The organism is Variovorax sp. P2_H12, assembly GCF_056403395.1.
On the sequence record NZ_JBFUFO010000034.1, the window covers coordinates 1 to 15,383 of the forward strand.

The 15,383-nt window shown below is 69.0% G+C and carries 11 protein-coding genes; 7 read left to right on the plus strand and 4 right to left on the minus strand.

The window, feature by feature from the left end; genetic code table 11:
• Positions 1 to 419: 419 nt before the first annotated feature.
• Together AC1DYK_RS25010 and AC1DYK_RS25015 are read left to right on the plus strand one after the other, a co-directional pair.
• The gene (locus AC1DYK_RS25010) at positions 420 to 3,707 is read left to right on the plus strand and encodes an efflux RND transporter permease subunit (RefSeq protein ID WP_478168736.1); all 3,288 of its coding nucleotides are present in this window, start codon (positions 420 to 422) and stop codon (positions 3,705 to 3,707) included.
• Positions 3,704 to 5,161: an efflux transporter outer membrane subunit gene (locus AC1DYK_RS25015; RefSeq protein WP_478168737.1), complete on the plus strand. Its 1,458-nt coding sequence runs from the start codon at positions 3,704 to 3,706 to the stop codon at positions 5,159 to 5,161. Before AC1DYK_RS25010 ends, AC1DYK_RS25015 begins: the two co-directional genes overlap by 4 nt.
• Position 5,162: 1 nt before the next feature.
• Here the strand turns inward: AC1DYK_RS25015 and AC1DYK_RS25020 are convergent, their stop codons facing one another.
• Positions 5,163 to 6,029, minus strand: coding sequence for a MurR/RpiR family transcriptional regulator (locus AC1DYK_RS25020; protein WP_478168738.1), 867 nt, complete (start codon positions 6,027 to 6,029; stop codon positions 5,163 to 5,165).
• 124 nt (positions 6,030 to 6,153) lie between these two features.
• Between AC1DYK_RS25020 and AC1DYK_RS25025 the strand changes: the two genes are divergently transcribed.
• The 5 genes from AC1DYK_RS25025 (at position 6,154) to AC1DYK_RS25045 (ending at position 10,748) form a co-directional block, all read left to right on the plus strand.
• Positions 6,154 to 7,500: an aspartate aminotransferase family protein gene (locus tag AC1DYK_RS25025; protein WP_478168739.1), complete on the plus strand. Its 1,347-nt coding sequence runs from the start codon at positions 6,154 to 6,156 to the stop codon at positions 7,498 to 7,500.
• A 99-nt stretch (positions 7,501 to 7,599) separates the two neighbouring features.
• Positions 7,600 to 8,466, plus strand: coding sequence for a transporter substrate-binding domain-containing protein (locus tag AC1DYK_RS25030; protein WP_478168794.1), 867 nt, complete (start codon positions 7,600 to 7,602; stop codon positions 8,464 to 8,466).
• Between the two features lie 13 nt (positions 8,467 to 8,479).
• A complete protein-coding gene (locus AC1DYK_RS25035; protein ID WP_478168740.1) occupies positions 8,480 to 9,136 on the plus strand; it encodes an aspartate/glutamate racemase family protein in 657 nt (218 codons plus the stop codon).
• A gap of 48 nt (positions 9,137 to 9,184) precedes the next feature.
• A complete protein-coding gene (locus AC1DYK_RS25040) occupies positions 9,185 to 9,865 on the plus strand; it encodes a GNAT family N-acetyltransferase (protein ID WP_478168741.1) in 681 nt (226 codons plus the stop codon).
• A gap of 58 nt (positions 9,866 to 9,923) precedes the next feature.
• The gene (locus AC1DYK_RS25045; RefSeq protein ID WP_478168742.1) at positions 9,924 to 10,748 is read left to right on the plus strand and encodes an undecaprenyl-diphosphate phosphatase; all 825 of its coding nucleotides are present in this window, start codon (positions 9,924 to 9,926) and stop codon (positions 10,746 to 10,748) included.
• 54 nt (positions 10,749 to 10,802) lie between these two features.
• Here the strand turns inward: AC1DYK_RS25045 and AC1DYK_RS25050 are convergent, their stop codons facing one another.
• From AC1DYK_RS25050 to mutS, 3 genes are read right to left on the minus strand one after another with little or no spacing between them, the layout of a single operon-like run.
• Positions 10,803 to 11,696, minus strand: coding sequence for an alpha/beta hydrolase (locus tag AC1DYK_RS25050; RefSeq protein ID WP_478168743.1), 894 nt, complete (start codon positions 11,694 to 11,696; stop codon positions 10,803 to 10,805).
• 8 nt (positions 11,697 to 11,704) lie between these two features.
• On the minus strand, positions 11,705 to 12,544 hold the full coding sequence (locus AC1DYK_RS25055) for a peptidase (RefSeq protein WP_478168744.1): 840 nt from the start codon (positions 12,542 to 12,544) through the stop codon (positions 11,705 to 11,707).
• 26 nt (positions 12,545 to 12,570) lie between these two features.
• Positions 12,571 to 15,159: a DNA mismatch repair protein MutS gene (mutS, locus tag AC1DYK_RS25060; RefSeq protein ID WP_478168745.1), complete on the minus strand. Its 2,589-nt coding sequence runs from the start codon at positions 15,157 to 15,159 to the stop codon at positions 12,571 to 12,573.
• Between the last annotated feature and the right edge of the window lie 224 nt (positions 15,160 to 15,383).

Genomic DNA, 15,383 nt, shown 5'->3' on the forward strand with positions numbered 1-15,383 from the left:
AGGCGGGGTCCGCGCAAACTCGCTGCGCTCAGACACGCGCGGCCCTTGATCCGCCTGAAGCTGCGCTCCTCAGCGGCGCAGAGGGGATCGCCCGTCCCGCACCGCATGCCGGGCTTCGGGGTGTTCAACGGCCAGCTGCGCCTCCAACGTTCAGTGCGACCCCAACCTGTCCACGGCGGCGGGCGGTATGCCCTGGGCCGGCCGTTGAGGCACCGCCGAGCAGCGCAGCGGTACGCGGATCAAGGCTCGCGACTGTTTGAGCCGAAGGCGAGTTTGAGCGAGACCCCGCGTACCGCGAGCAGCGCAGGGAAGCCCGAAGGGCCGGTGACGTCGGCCGGCCCAGGGCATACCGCCCGCCGCCGCCACCCCTGCCCCCGCCACCCCTGCCCCCGCCACGACAAGACACACAGAGAGGCCCCATGAACCTCTCCAAACCCTTCGTCGAGCGCCCCATCGCCACGATGCTGCTGACCATCGGCATCGCGCTGGCCGGCATCGTCGCCTTCTTCGTGCTGCCGGTGTCGCCGCTGCCGCAAGTCGACTACCCGACGATCTCGGTGCAGGCCAGCCTGGCTGGTGCCAGTCCGAGCACCATGGCCTCGAGCGTCGCCACGCCGCTGGAGAGAAGGCTCGGCATCATTCCCGGCGTCAACGAACTGACATCGACCAGCTCCAACGGCTCGGCCCGCGTCACGCTGCAGTTCGACCTGAGCCGCAACATCGACAGCGCCGCACGCGAGGTGCAGGCCGCGATCAACGCCGCCCGTGCCGACCTGCCGGCCACGCTGCGCAGCAACCCGACCTATCGCAAGCGCAACCCGACCGCCGCACCGGTCGTGATCCTGGCGCTGACCTCCAAGACCCGCACGCCGGGCCAGATCTACGAGGCGGTGTCGAACATCGTGAGCCAGCGGCTGTCGCAGGTCGAGGGCGTCGGCGAGGTCGAGATCGGCGGCGGCTCGCTGCCCGCGGTGCGGGTCGAGCTGGAGCCCTTCGCGCTCAACCGCTTCGGCATCAGCAGCGAAGACGTGCGCGCCGCGATCCAGGCCAACAACGCCAACCGGCCCAAGGGCGCGATCGAGAGCGACGACCGCCGGCTGCAGATCTACACGCCAGCGCCCGGCCGCCATGCCTCGGAGTACCGCGACATGGTGATCGCCTGGCGCAACGACGCCGCGGTGCGCCTGGGCGATGTCGCGCGCGTGATCGACAGCGTCGAGAACACGCGCACCCTGGGCCTCTTCAACGGCGAGCCGGCGGTGATCGTGCTGGTCACGCAATCGCCGGGCGCCAACATCATCGAGACCGTCGATGGCGTGCGCCGGCTGCTGCCCGAGCTGCGCGCGCAGCTGCCGCAGGACATCGATGCCCAGGTCGCCTCGGACCGCACCAACTCGATCCGTGCCTCGCTGCGCGAGATCGAGGCCACGCTGATGATCTCGGTGGTTCTGGTGGTGCTGGTGGTGGGCCTCTTCCTGCGCAAGGCGCGCGCCACCATCGTGCCGGCGGTGGCGACCGTGGTGTCGCTGCTCGGCACCTTCGGCGTCATGCACCTGCTGGGCTACAGCCTCAACAACCTGAGTCTGATGGCGCTCACGGTCGCCACCGGCTTCGTGGTCGACGACGCGATCGTGGTGCTGGAAAACACCACCCGCCACGTCGAGGCCGGCATGAACCGGGTCGAGGCGGCGCTGCGCGGTGCCCGCGAGGTCGGTTTCACGGTGCTGTCGATCAGCCTGTCCCTGGTGGCGGTGTTCATCCCGCTGCTGTTCATGGGCGGGCAGGTGGGGCGGCTGTTCCGCGAGTTCGCGGTCACGCTGTCGGCCGCGGTGCTGATCTCGCTCGTGATCTCGCTGACCACCACGCCGATGCTGTGCGCCATGCTGCTGCGCAGCGAGGCCGAGGAGGGCGGCAAGACGCCCGGGCGCCTGCGCGCCTGGTTCAGCCGCCAGGCGGAGCGGGCCTGGAACGGCACGCTGCGCATGTATGCGCACAGCCTCGACTGGGCGCTGGCGAGCAAGGGCGTGGTGATGGTGGTGCTGCTGGCGGTGATCGGGCTCAACATCTACCTGTTCAACGCCATCCCCAAGGGCTACTTCCCGCAGCAGGACAACGGCCAGCTCAACGCCGGGCTGCGCGCCGACCAGAGCATCTCCTCGGCGGCGATCGCCGACAAGCTGCGCCAGGCGGTGGACATCATCCGCAAGGACCCGGCGGTCGACACCGTGGTCGGCTTCTCGGGCGGCGGCCGCTCGGGCGGCGGCTTCATGTTCGTCAACCTCAAGCCGGTGGCGCAGCGCAGCGAGAAGACGCAGGCCGTGATCGACCGCCTGCGCCCCCAGCTCAACCAGCTGACCGGCCTGCGCGTGTTCCTGAGCCCGGTGCAGGACCTGCGCATGGGCGGGCGCTCGAGCAACTCGAGCTACCAGTACACGCTCAAGAGCGACAACCTGGCCGACCTGCGCGCCTGGTCGACCAAGCTGGCCAACCGGCTGCGCGACGAGACCGCGCTGACCGACGTCGACAGCGACGATGCCGACAACGGCGTCGAGACCTTCGTCGACGTCGACCGCGAGGCGGCCGCGCGACTCGGCGTGACGTCGGCCGCGGTCGACAACGCGCTCTACAACGCCTACGGCCAGCGCTCGGTGGCGACCATCTACGACGAGCTCAACCAGTATTCGGTGGTGATGGAATGGGCGCCGCGCTTCCAGCGCTCGCCGATCGTCCTGAAGGACCTCTACGTGCCGTCGACGCTGCAGACGACCACCAACGCGAGCGGCCAGTCGATCACCAGCTCGATCAAGAACACGACCGACGCCAACACTGGCACCTCGACCACGGTGTCGGCCAATCCGGCGCTGCGCACCGCCTCCACCGGCCAGCAGATCGCCACCGACACCACGCTCATGGTGCCGCTGTCGGCCTTCGCCAAGCTCAGCGAGCGGGCCGTTCCGACCTCGATCGACCACCAGGACACCGAGCTCGCGAGCACGGTCTCGTTCAGCCTGGCCGACGGCGTCAGCCTGTCGGATGCCAAGCGCATCGTGGCCCAGGCCGAGGCCGACATCGCGATGCCGATCAACGTGCGCGGCAGCTTCCAGGGCACGGCGCTGGCGGCGCAGCAGTCGCAGGGGCAGCAGTGGTTCCTGATCCTCGCCGCGCTGATCGTGATCTACATCGTGCTCGGCGTGCTCTACGAGAGTCTGGTGCACCCGATCACGGTGCTGACCACGCTGCCCTCGGCCGGCGTCGGCGCCGTGCTGGCGCTGCTGCTGTTCCGCATGGAGTTCTCGATCATCGCGCTGATCGGCGTCTTCCTGCTGATCGGCATCGTCAAGAAGAACGCGATCCTGATCATCGACTTCGCGCTCGAGGCCGAGCGCTCGCGCGGGCTCACGGCCGTGGAAGCGGTGCGCGAGGCCTGCCTGCTGCGCTTCCGCCCGATCCTGATGACCACGCTGGCGGCCGCGCTCGGCGCGCTGCCGCTGGCGATCGGCTTCGGCCTGGGCTCGGAATTGCGCCAGCCGCTGGGCGTCGCGATCATCGGCGGGCTGATCGCCAGCCAGCTGCTGACCCTGCTGACCACGCCGGTCGTCTATGTGCTGCTCGACAAGCTGCGCCGGCGGCCCGCCAACGAAAAGTACCTGAGCCGCGCGGCCGACTCCCCCCTGGCCCGCGCGCCCGACATTGCTTCGAATCCATGACCGCATCGAAACGCTTTTTCCCCAGTCGACCCGTGGCACTGGCCCTGGCGGCGCTGCTGGCGGGCTGCGCCGTCGGCCCGGCCTACGAGCGGCCGTCCATGGCGGCGCCGGCGGCCTGGAAGTCGGCCCCGGCCGCCGCCGGCTGGCAGCCTGCGGCGCCGGCCGACGCCTTCGACCGCGGCGAATGGTGGAAGCTGTTCGGCGACGCCACGCTCGACGGCCTGGCCGCACGCGTACAGGTGTCGAACCAGAACATCGCCACCGCCGTCGCCAACTACGCGCAGGCGCAGGCGCTGGTGCGCGGCCAGCGGGCGACGCTGTTCCCGCAGGTCACGCTCGACGGCAGCGTGCGGCGCACCGGCGGGCGCGACGTCTCGGCCGCCACCGCCTCGGCGGCCGTGCTGGGTGTCGATTGGCAACCGGACGTCTGGGGCCGGCTGCGCCAGGCGGTCGACAGTGCGCAGGCCAATGCCCAGGCCAGCGAAGCCGACCTGGCCGCGGCGCGCCTGTCGGCGGTGGGCGACCTGGCGACCAACTACTTCTCGCTGCGCGAGGCCGACGCCGAAATCCGCATCCTCGACGACACGCTCGAGGGCTACCAGCGCAGCCTGCAGATCACGCGCAACCGCTATGCCGCCAGCATCGCGGCCCAGAGCGACGTGCTGCAGGCCGAGACGCTCTACGCCAACACCCAGGCCGAGCGCGCCGCGCTGAAGCGCAACCGCGAAGCGCTCGAGCATGCGATCGCGGTGCTGGTCGGCGTGGCGCCGGCAGACTTCAACCTGCCCGTCGCCGAGTGGAACGTCGAGGTGCCCGGCGTGCCGACGGAAGTGCCCTCGACCCTGCTCGAACGCCGCCCCGACATCGCGGCGGCCGAGCGGCAGGTGGCGGCGGCGAATGCGCAGATCGGCATCGCGCGATCGGCCTACTACCCCAACTTCAGCCTGAGCGGCGGCATCAGCTCCAGCTCCTCGCGCGTGGGCGACCTGTTCAATGCCTCGAACACGCTGTGGTCGCTGGGTCTCTCGGTGGCTCAGGTGGTGTTCGACGCCGGCGCGATCGGCGCCAGCGTCGATGCCGCCAAGGCCGGCCACGAGGCCTCGGTGGCCCGCTATCGCCAGACCGTGCTGGCGGCCTTCCAGAGCGTGGAGGACCAGCTCAGCGCCGGCATCAGCCTGGCGCAGCAGGAGGGCCTGCGGCGCCAGAGCTCGGCCGCGGCCGACCGCACCGAGCAGCAGTTCCTGAACCGCTACCGCGCCGGCACCATCGACTACACCAGCGTGGTGGTGGCGCAGGTGTCGGCGCTCAACGCGCGGCGCACCCTGCTGCAGGTGCAGGCCAACCGCCAGACTTCGGCGGTGGCACTGATCCAGGCGCTCGGCGGTGGCTGGCATGCCGAGTGGATGGCGCCGGCGCCGCAGCCGGTCGCGGCGGCCACGTTGCCCAAGTCCTGACTCAGGCGCCGCGCAGCCGCGGCGGCTGCAGGTAGGCGCCGGACTCGAACAACTGGCTCTCGGCCTGGTCGATGCGCTTGACCACCGGCTTGCCGGCGCGGCTGGCCAGCAGCTCCAGCAAGGCCTCGGTCAGTGCCGTGCCGGCGGCGACCGAAGGGAAGAACGACGGGCTCTGGATGGCGAACAACAGCGTTTCGTCCGCCAGCAGCGACAGCGGCGAGGCCGCGCTGTCGGTCAGCGCGAGCACCTTGCAGCCGGCCGCCTTGGCGGCTTCGGCCACCTGCAGGGCCTCGCGCGAGTAGGGGGCGAAGCTGGCGACGAGCAGCGCATCGCCCTTGGCCATTGCGCGCTGCTGCATCTCGAGCGAGCCGCCCTGGCCGTCGATCAGCTGCACGCTGGTGCGGAACATCCGGTAGACGTAGACGAACGAGAACGCGATCGGAAAGCAGGCCCGGAAGCCGGCCGCGTGCACCGTGGTCGCCTTCTCCAGCAGGGCGCAGGCCTTCTGCAGCGAGGCCGCGCTCTGGCGCTGCGTGGCCACGAGGTTGTGCCGCTGCACCTCGAACATCTCCTCGACCAGGCTGCGGTCGGCGGCGCGGCCGACCAGTGTCCGGGCGCGCTCGCCGTAGGCCTCCGGACCGAGTCCCATCTCCGAGGCCACAGCCTCCTTGAACTGCGGCCAGCCCGCATAGCCCAGGTGCTGCGCGAAGCGCACCAGCGTGGCCGGGGTGCCGCCGGCGCGCGTGCCGACGGTGCGCATCGAATTCGTGACCACGTCGTTCGGATGGTCGAGCACGTACTTGGCGACCTGCTGCAGGGCAGGGCTGAGGCCGGTGTAGCGCTGGCGTAGATCGTCCTTGACGCCCATGGGATTTCCTTTTTGGTTTGGAACGAATGTACCGGATGGAACAAATGTGTTCCATCGTCTCTTGACGGAACAAATGTTCCAAATAATAATTTGGCCGGTACATTGGTTCCAAGCTCAGATCGCCATGACGCACGTCTTCCATCGCCATCTCCACCACACGCCGCCGGTCGCGACCTCCGCCAGCGGCATGACGATCCGCGATGCCGACGGCCGCGACTACCTCGACGCCTCGGGCGGCGCCGCGGTCTCGTCGCTGGGGCACGGGCACCCGGACGTGATCGCCGCGATGCACGCCCAGATCGACAAGCTGCCCTACGTCCACACCAGCTTCTTCACCACCGAGGTGGCGGAGCAGCTCGCGGACGAGTTGATCCGCACCGCGCCCGAGGGCATGAGCCATGTCTACCTGGTGAGCGGCGGGTCGGAGGCCGTCGAATCGGCGCTCAAGATGGCGCGCCAGTATTTCGTCGAGATCGGGCAGCCGCAGCGCACCCATTTCATCGCCCGCCGCCAGAGCTATCACGGCAACACGCTGGGGGCACTGGCGGTTGGCGGCAATGCCTGGCGGCGCGAGCCCTTCGCGCCCCTCCTGGTCCCGGCCACGCATGTGGCGCCGTGCTACCCCTACCGCGAGCAGCGCGACGGCGAGTCGGCCGAGCAGTACGGCCTGCGGCTCGCGGCCGAACTCGAAGCGGCGATCCTGGCGCAGGGCGCCGACCGCGTGATCGCCTTCGTGGCCGAGACCGTGGGCGGCGCCACCGCCGGCGTGCTGACGCCGGTGCCGGGGTATTTCAAGGCCGTGCGCGAGGTCTGCGACCGCCATGGCGTGCTGCTGATCCTCGACGAGGTGATGTGCGGCATGGGCCGCTGCGGCACGCTCTACGCTTGCGAGCAGGAGGGCGTGGTGCCCGACCTGGTCACGGTCGCCAAGGGGCTCGGCGGCGGCTACCAGCCGATCGGCGCGGTGCTCGCGCAGCGCCGCATCGTCGAGGCGATGTCACAGGGCAGCGGCTTCTTCCAGCACGGCCATACCTACCTCGGCCATCCGGTGGCCTGCGCGGCCGCGCTGGCGGTGCAGCAGGTGATCCGCCGCGACGGCCTGCTGGCCAAGGTGCGCGACGATGGCGAGGCGTTCGGCGCCATGCTGCGCACCACGCTCGGCAATCATCCGCACGTGGGCGACATTCGTGGCCGCGGCTTCTTCTGGGGTGTCGAGCTGGTGGCCGATCGGGCCACCAAGACGCCGTTCCCGCCCGGGCTGCGGCTGCACGCCTGGGTCAAGAAGGAGGCGATGGCGCGGGGCCTGCTGTGCTATCCCTTCGGCGGCACGGTCGACGGCCGGCAGGGCGACCACGTGCTGCTGGCGCCGCCCTTCATCGCCACGCGGCAGGACCTGCAGGAGATGGCGAGCCGGCTGGCCGCCGCGGTCGACGCCGTCACGCGCGCGGTCGGTGCGCCACAGGCGCGCTGAAGCGCCGACCGGACGTCCCCCTTTGTCGTTCTTCAACCTGCTTCGAGGAGTTGTTCCATGGCCTTTGCTCGTCTGTCCACGCATGCCTGCGCCACCCTGATGGCGATCTGCGCGCTGGTCCCGTTCACGTCCGTCCAGGCCCAGGAGGGCGGCACGCTGGCCAGGATCAAGGCCAGCGGCGCCATCACCTTCGGCTACCGCGAGTCGTCCTTCGGCTTCTCCTACCTCGACAGCAACCTGAAGCCGGTCGGCTACAGCATCGACATCTGCAACCGCATCGTCGAGGCCGTGAAGACCGAACTGAAGATGCCGGCCATCGAGATCCGCTACCAGGCCGTGACCTCGGCCAACCGCATTCCGCTGGTGGCCAACGGCACGGTCGACATCGAGTGCGGCTCGACCACCAACCTGGTCGAGCGGCAGAAGCAGGTGGCGTTCTCGCCGGACATCTTCCGCTACAACGTGCGCATGCTGGTCAAGGCCGAATCCGGCATCCGGAGCATCGCCGACCTGCAGGGCAAGACGGTGGTCACGACCACCGGCACGACGTCGTTCCGGCTGCTGCGCGATGCCGACAAGGGCAAGAACCTCGAGGTGGTCAACGTTGCGGCCAAGGACCATACCGAGTCCTTCCTGCTGGTCGAGAACGGCCGCGCCCAGGCCTTCGTGCTCGACGACATCCTGCTGGCGGGCCAGGTCGCCAATGCGCGCAACCCGAAGGACTTCCTGATCACCGGCGAGAGCCTGCGCACCGAGAACCAGTCGCTGATGCTGCGCAAGGACGACCCCGAATTCAAGGCGCTGGTGGACCGCGTGGTCGGCGGCATGATGAAATCGGGCGAGATGGAGAAGCTCTACCACCGCTGGTTCATGTCGCCCATCCCGCCGAAGAACATCAACATCAACTACCCGCTCAATGCCGAGACGAAAGACGCGTTCGCGAATCCGTCGTCGAAGGGCATCTGAACACTTTTCGACCATGACCCGCATTGCCCTCATCCACGCCCTGGCGCATTCGGTCGCTCCCATCAACGAGGCGATGGCGCGCGACTGGCCCGAAGCCGTCCGCATGAACCTGCTGGACGACAGCCTGTCGGCCGATCTCGCACGTGGCGGGCGAGGGCTCGACGAAGCGATGCACGAGCGCTTCCAGCGCCTCGCGCAGTACGCGGTCGATACCGGGGCGCAGGGCATTCTCTTCACCTGCTCGGCCTTCGGCCCCTGCATCGAGGCGGTGGCGCGGCGGCACCCGGGCATTGCCGTGCTCAAGCCCAACGAGGCGATGGTGGCGGAGGCGGCGGCAGGCACCGGCAAGCTGGGCTTGATCGCCACGTTCGCGCCGACGCTGGAATCGATGCCCCCCGAGTTTCCCGAGGGCGTCGAACTCGAACTCGGGCTGGCCGAGGGGGCGCTCGATGCGCTGAATCGCGGCGATGCGCAGGGGCACGACGAACGCATTGCCGGCGCGGCCCGGGCCTTGCGCGAGCGCGGCTGCACGCGTCTCGCGCTGGCCCAGTTCAGCATGGCGCGCGCCCGGGGCGCCTGCGAGGCGGCGTCGGGGCTGACCGTGCTGACCACGGTCGACAGCGCGGTGCGCGCGTTGCGGCGGCGCGCCTCGACCGAGTCTGAAAGTTAGCGGACGCCTTCAGACTCGCCGATTCGAGCAGTTAGGATCGTATTCACGATGCACCAGCTCCTCGACAACATCGCCTGGAACACCCTCTCGGGCCCCCATGCGAAGTACGCCACCGGCACCGACCGCGCGCGCCGATATGCCCCCGGCTTTTCTCCGATCGTCGGCTTCGCGAATGCCGAACATCCCGATCTCGATGCCCTGACGCCGTACTGCGAGCCCGGCGATCATTTCTATTGCATGGACTGGTCGGGCACGGCGCCCGCGGGCTGGCGGATCGACCTGGATTCGACCATGTTCAGGATGGTCTGGGCGGGGGGGCCGGTGCCCGACGACGACCAGGCCTTCGACGCCGTTGCGCTCGGGCCGGAACACGCGGCGCAAGCGGTCGCGCTGGCGGCGCTGACCCGTCCCGGCCCCTTCGGTTCGAGGACCCCCGAACTCGGCGACTACTTCGGTTGCTTCGAAGGGGAGCGCCTGATCGCCATGGCGGGCGAGCGCATGTGTGCCGGTGCGCTTCGCGAGATCAGCGGCGTGTGCACGCATCCCGACTTCCAGGGCCGGGGCCTCGCGCGCCGGCTGGCTGCGAAACTGATCCGCCGCCAGCTGCAGCGCGGGGAAACGCCGTTCCTGCATGTCATGCGGGACAACGAGAGCGCCCATCGGCTCTACGCCCGGATGGGTTTCCGCGACCACCGCGAGGCGGTCGTTCGCGTGATTTCGCACTGCTGAGCTGAACGGATCCTGACCGCGGCCATCGCGATAATCGACGCTCTTTCAAGGAGTGCGCGTGGATATCGTATTGCTGGCCAAGGCCGCCGTCATGGGCATCGTCGAGGGCCTGACTGAGTTTCTTCCCATCTCGTCGACCGGCCACCTGATCCTCGCGGGCTCGCTGCTCGGCTTCGACGACGACAAGGCCAAGGTCTTCGACATCGCGATCCAGACCGGCGCGATCTTCGCGGTCATCCTGGTCTACTGGCAGAAGATCCACTCGACCATCGTCGCGCTGCCGCGCCAGCCCAAGGCGCGGCGTTTCGCGCTCAATGTGCTGATCGGCTTCCTGCCGGCGGTGGTGCTGGGCCTGCTGTTCGGCAAGGCGATCAAGGCGAATCTCTTCACGCCGACCGTGGTGGCCAGCACCTTCATCATCGGCGGCTTCATCATCCTGTGGGCCGAGAAGCGGCCGCCGGGCTCGGTGCGCATCGAGCATGTGGACGACATGACGCCCTGGGACGCGTTCAAGGTCGGCCTGGTGCAGTGTTTCGCGATGATCCCGGGCACCAGCCGCAGCGGCTCGACCATCATCGGCGGCATGCTGCTGGGGCTGTCGCGCAAGGCGGCGACCGATTTCTCGTTCTTCCTCGCCATCCCGACCCTGATCGGCGCCGGCGTCTACAGCCTCTACAAGGAACGCGCGCTGCTGTCGGTGGCCGACATCCCGCTGTTCGCGGTCGGCCTGGTGTTCTCGTTCCTGAGCGCCTGGTTCTGCGTGCGCTGGCTGCTGCGCTACATCAGCACCCACGACTTCGTGCCGTTCGCGTGGTACCGGATCGCCTTCGGCATCGTGGTGCTGGCGACGGCGTGGAGCGGCATGGTGGTCTGGGCGGAATGACCTGCGTGAAGCGCGGACTTCGCCGCGCTGGCGGCCCGGCTTCGTCGAAAAACGTCAGCCCAGCAGGTTGCGCAGCGAGGCTTCCACCGCGGCCGCGGTGGCGATCGGCTTCTCCATCGGGAACAGGTGGGTGCCGTCGAGCATCATGATGCGGCCCTTGGTGACCAGCTGGGTCATCGCCATGCCCACTTTCCGCATCTCGACCGACTGGCGCCCGCCGACGAACGCCGCGGGGCATTTGAGCGGATGGGCGCGCAGCAGCGCGCCCAGGTTGTGCGGGATCGTTTCGTAGATCGCGGTCTCGACATCGCGGTCGAAGCTCAGCGCCCGCGAATTGGCCCCCACGCTCGGCACTGACGTGTCCTTGCTGCCCCCCGAGGGGGCCCTCGCGCCTTGGGGCGGCCCGGCGTCGCTCGCATCGTCGACGTCGAAGGTGCCGTGCTCGATGTAGTCGCGCAGCACGCGCTGGTCCCATTTTGCGAACGCCTTCTTGCTGCGGAAGTGCTCGAACACGGCCTCGCGGTGCTCCCAGGTGTTGCGGCGCTTGCGGCTCACCATGCCCGGCGACACGCTCTTCATCAGCGGCGTGCGCTTGATGAGATTGATGGTGCCGGCGCGCCAGCCGCCGATCAGCGGCGAGTCGAGCAGCACGACGCCGCGGGCGAGCTTGGGGTGGCGCGCGGCGCACATCAGGCTCAGGAAGCCGCCGAGCGAATGGCCGACCAGCAGCACCGGGGCGCCCGCGCGATCGGCACGTTCCTGCGCGAAGTCGGCGAGTTGCTGCACCAGGTGCGGCCAGTTGTCGGTGACCGGATACTTCGGGTCGTGGCCGAATTTTTCGAGCGCATCGATGTCGAAGCCGCGATTGCGCAGGCTGTCGAGCATCACGCGGTAGGTGCTGGCGGGAAAGCTGTTCCCATGCGAGAAGATGACTGGCGGCAACCCCATGACCACGCTCAGATCAGCTTTTCTTCGGGGGTCGTGATCTTGCGCAGCGGGCTGTGCCGCGTCGCCGGCATCTTCAGCGGATGCTCGGTGTAGGCATCGTCCCAGACCGGGTCCTCGATGCTGTCGAACACCTCGCGCAGCTTCTGGCCCCAGCTGTTGTGCATCATCCGGTAGTAGGGATTGTCGGCGTCGATGCAGACCACCTTGTCGGTGCGCAGGCTGTTGGCCTCGTACACCACGAGGTCGAGCGGCAGGCCGACCGAGAGATTCGACTTCATGGTCGAATCCATCGACACCAGCGCGCATTTGGCGGCTTCGTCGAGCGGGGTCTCGGGTGTCAGGACGCGGTCGAGCACCGGCTTGCCGTACTTCGACTCGCCGACCTGGAAGTAGGGCGTCTCGGTGGTCGCCTCGATGAAATTGCCGGCCGCATAGACCAGGAACAGGCGCATGCCCTCGCCCTTGACCTGGCCGCCGAAGACGAAGGAGACGTTGAAGTCCAGCCCGGCGTGCTTGAGCGCCTCGGCATCGCGGTCGTAGACATGGCGCACCGCCGAGCCCAGCACACGCGCGGCGTCGAACATGCTCCTGGCGTTCCAGATGGTGATCGGGGGGCTTTCCTCGCCGCTTTCCTTGGTCTCGCGCAGTTCCTCGATCTGCAGGATCTCGCGCACCGACTGCGAGATGCTCAGGTTGCCGGCCGACAGCAGGACCATGACGCGGTCGCCCGGCTGCTCGTAGACGATCATCTTGCGGAAGGTGCTGATGTGGTCCACGCCCGCATTGGTGCGTGAATCGGACAGGAACACCAGTCCGGCGTTGAGTTTGATGCCGACGCAATAGGTCATGAGGTCTTCTTGCACGAATCGGACCATCAGCCGATTTCGCGCGCCTGGAGTTTCTTCAGTGTGTAGAGCGCTTCGAGCGCCTCGCGCGGGCTCATCGCGTCGGGATCGAGCGCTGTCAGCGCGGATTCTACGGCGCTGGCCAGCGGCGTCTCGGCCACCGGCGGCGGCGCGAACAGGTCGACCTGGGCGCGTGTCTTCGTCTGCTGGGACTCCAGCGCCTCGAGCGCCTGCCGGGCGTGGTTGACCACGGCCGCGGGCATGCCGGCCAGCCGCGCCACCTGGATGCCGTAGCTCTTGCTCGCCGGGCCGGGCTGCATCTCGTGCAGGAACACGATGTCGCGGCCGGCTTCGGTCGCGCTCACGTGCATGTTGACCGCGCCATGGTGCGTCGCCGGGAACTCGGTGAGCTCGAAATAGTGGGTGGCGAAGAGGGTGAAGGCGCGCGTGCGGTCGTGCAGCTGGGCCGCGATGCCGGCCGCCAGCGCCAGGCCGTCGAAGGTGCTGGTGCCGCGGCCGATCTCGTCCATCAGCACCAGCGAATGGGCGGTGGCGCCATGCAGGATCTGCGCCGCCTCGGTCATCTCGAGCATGAAGGTCGACTGCGCGTTGGCCAGGTCGTCGGCCGCGCCGATGCGGGTATGGATGGCGTCGATGGGCCCGAGCCGGCAGCCCGCCGCCGGCACGTGCGAGCCGATGGAAGCCAAGAGCACGATGATCGCGACCTGCCGCATGTAGGTCGACTTGCCGCCCATGTTGGGGCCGGTGATCACCTGCATGCGCTGCTGCGGCCCGAGCCGGGTGTCGTTCGCGATGAAGGCGCCCGATGATTTTTCGGCGAGTCGCGCCTCGACCACCGGATGGCGGCCCTGGTCGATCTCGATGCAGGGATGGGCGACAAAACTCGGCGCCCGCCAGTGCAGCGTGTGCGAGCGCTCGGCCAGGGCGCACAGGGCATCCAGCGCGGCCAGCGCGGCGGCCAGCCGGGTCAGGGCTGCCACCGAGGGCTGGAGGGCGTCGAGCAGCTGCTCATAGAGCCACTTCTCGCGCGCCAGGGCGCGATCCTGCGCCGACAGCGCCTTGTCCTCGAAGGCCTTGAGCTCGGGCGTGATGAAGCGCTCGGCGTTCTTCAGCGTCTGCCGGCGGCGGTAGTTGTCGGGCACCTTGGCCAGCGCGCTCTGCGTGACCTCGATGTAGAAGCCGTGCACGCGGTTGAACTGCACCCGCAGGTTGCTGATGCCGGTGCGCTCGCGCTCGCTCGCTTCGAGCTTCAGCAGGAAGTCGTCGCAGTTCTCGCTGATGGCGCGCAGCTCGTCGAGTTCGGCGTCGTGGCCGCTGGCGATGACACCGCCGTCGCGTACCAGGGCCGAGGGTTCGGGATGGACCGCGGCCACCAGCAGTTCGACGCAGCCGGCCGGCGGCGCGAGCCGGCCGGCGATCTCGGCCAGCAGGGGCGCCGAGCCGGGCAATGCGGGCGACAGCTGCTCGGCCTTGGCCAGCGCCATCCGCAGCGCCACCAGTTCGCGCGGACGCACCTGCCCGAGGGCGATACGCGCCGCGATGCGTTCGACGTCGCTGGTGTTCCTGAGCTGCTCGCGCAGCGTGCGCCAGGGCGCGGAAGTGCCGCCGGGCGCGGTGGCCTGGAGTGCCTCGATGGCTTCGAGCCGGGCCTGGGCGTCGCCGCGGTCGCGCCGCGGCGCCAGCAGCCAGCGCTTGAGCCGCCGGCTGCCCATCCCGGTCATGCAGGTGTCGAGGAGCGAGAAGAGCGTCGGCGACTCCTCGCCGCGCAGGGTCTGGACCAGCTCGAGATTGCGCCGGGTGGTCGGCGGCAGCTCGATCAGCTCGCCGTCGCGTTCGACCGCGAGCCGCTGCACGTGCGACAGCGCGCGGCCCTGGGTGTGCTCGGCGTAGCCCAGCAGCGCGGCGGCCGCGGCATGCGCGTTGGTCAGCCCTTCGGCATTCCAGGCGGCCAGATTGGCGCTGCCCATCTGCTCGCACAGCTTGCGCTCGCCCAGGCCAGCGTCGAACTGCCAGGCCGGCCGCACCGAGAGCGTGAAGGGCGAGGTGCCGCGGGCGGCCTTCAGCCGCTGTTCGAAGCCGGGCGTGACTTCGGCGCTGTAGAGCAGCTCGCTGGGCGCGATGCGGGCGATCCAGGCTTCGAGCGCGTCGGTCGGGCATTCGGCCAGCCGCAGTTCGGCGCCGGTGACGCTGAGCCAGGCGAGCCCGCAGAAGTTGCGCGAGCCTGCATGCACCGCCAGCAGCAGGGATTCGCTCTTGTCGTTGAGCAGCTCGGCGTCGGTCAGCGTGCCGGGCGTGACCACCCGCACCACCTTGCGCTCGACCGGCCCCTTGGCGGCGCCGACCTCGCCGACCTGCTCGCAGATCGCGACCGATTCGCCGAGCTTGATCAGCCGCGCGAGGTAGGTGTCGACCGCGTGGAAGGGCACACCGGCCATGATCACGGGCTGGCCGGCCGACTGGCCGCGCTGGGTCAGCGTGATGTCGAGCAGGCGCGCTGCCTTCTCGGCATCGCCGTAGAAAAGCTCGTAGAAGTCGCCCATCCGGTAGAACAGCAGGGTCTCCGGATGGTCCGCCTTGAGGCCCAGATACTGGGTCATCATGGGGGTGTGTCCGGACGCATCCGGCTTCGCAGACCCTTGATTTGCAAGGGGTTTTTTCAGAGTCCCGTGGATTTCACCGGGGCTTTCACGATCGACGGCTGGCTGGTTCAAATGGCGGACACCTAACGAAACTTGGCTGCACTCGCGCCGCATGTCGACGCGTGCTGCAAAGCGCTTGCAGCCGGGCCGGCACATTATGGTTGACGAGCACGGACCGGGTT

What these genes read in the sequence shown, in the direction of transcription:
- AC1DYK_RS25030 (WP_478168794.1), top strand. Translation starts at nt 7,600, where the DNA reads ATGGCGATCTGCGCGCTGGTCCCGTTCACGTCCGTCCAGGCCCAGGAG.
- AC1DYK_RS25035 (WP_478168740.1), top strand. Translation starts at nt 8,480, where the DNA reads ATGACCCGCATTGCCCTCATCCACGCCCTGGCGCATTCGGTCGCTCCC.
- AC1DYK_RS25015 (WP_478168737.1), top strand. Translation starts at nt 3,704, where the DNA reads ATGACCGCATCGAAACGCTTTTTCCCCAGTCGACCCGTGGCACTGGCC.
- AC1DYK_RS25025 (WP_478168739.1), top strand. Translation starts at nt 6,154, where the DNA reads ATGACGCACGTCTTCCATCGCCATCTCCACCACACGCCGCCGGTCGCG.
- AC1DYK_RS25010 (WP_478168736.1), top strand. Translation starts at nt 420, where the DNA reads ATGAACCTCTCCAAACCCTTCGTCGAGCGCCCCATCGCCACGATGCTG.
- AC1DYK_RS25050 (WP_478168743.1), bottom strand. Translation starts at nt 11,696, where the DNA reads ATGGGGTTGCCGCCAGTCATCTTCTCGCATGGGAACAGCTTTCCCGCC.
- AC1DYK_RS25020 (WP_478168738.1), bottom strand. Translation starts at nt 6,029, where the DNA reads ATGGGCGTCAAGGACGATCTACGCCAGCGCTACACCGGCCTCAGCCCT.
- AC1DYK_RS25040 (WP_478168741.1), top strand. Translation starts at nt 9,185, where the DNA reads ATGCACCAGCTCCTCGACAACATCGCCTGGAACACCCTCTCGGGCCCC.
- mutS (WP_478168745.1), bottom strand. Translation starts at nt 15,159, where the DNA reads ATGACCCAGTATCTGGGCCTCAAGGCGGACCATCCGGAGACCCTGCTG.
- AC1DYK_RS25055 (WP_478168744.1), bottom strand. Translation starts at nt 12,544, where the DNA reads ATGACCTATTGCGTCGGCATCAAACTCAACGCCGGACTGGTGTTCCTG.